General features: G+C 62.3%; 1 protein-coding gene. It reads right to left on the bottom strand.

What is annotated here, in order from left to right; genetic code table 11:
• Nucleotides 1-387: glycoside hydrolase family 3 protein (locus EO170_RS00010; protein WP_164740842.1), on the bottom strand; the 387-nt coding region annotated here is incomplete at both ends.

The following is a 387-nucleotide window of genomic DNA, read 5'->3' as shown; positions in this document are numbered from 1 at the left end:
GCTCCTGCGTGACGAGTCCTTGCGCCAGGGCCTCCGGCAACTTTGCGTAGGCGGCACCATCCGGCAGGTCGGAATCGACCCCCGCGTGCAGGGCGCGCGCGGCAGCGTGTACCCAATCCGGCTCAACGTGGTGCAGCGTTACGAGTTGCTCGATTCCTTCGTAGTCGCTGACGACCGCGCCGGTAAAGCCCATTTCGCCGCGCAGGATGTCGTGCAGCAACCAATAGTTGCCGTGCGAGGGAATACCATCAATTTCGTTGTAGGAGGGCATGACATTCAGCGCGTGGGCTGAATGAATGGCGGCTGCAAATGGTGGGAAGAAGACTTCGCGCAGGGTTCGCTCGGAAATACTCGCGGGCCCCACGTTGGTCCCGCCTTCCGGTTGAC

The organism is Xanthomonas sp. BRIP62409 (assembly GCF_003992965.1).
Taxonomy (GTDB): Bacteria; Pseudomonadota; Gammaproteobacteria; order Xanthomonadales; family Xanthomonadaceae; genus Xanthomonas; species Xanthomonas euroxanthea.
Note: the sequence above shows the minus strand (reverse complement) of the source record. Positions and strands in the feature narration are given on the sequence as shown.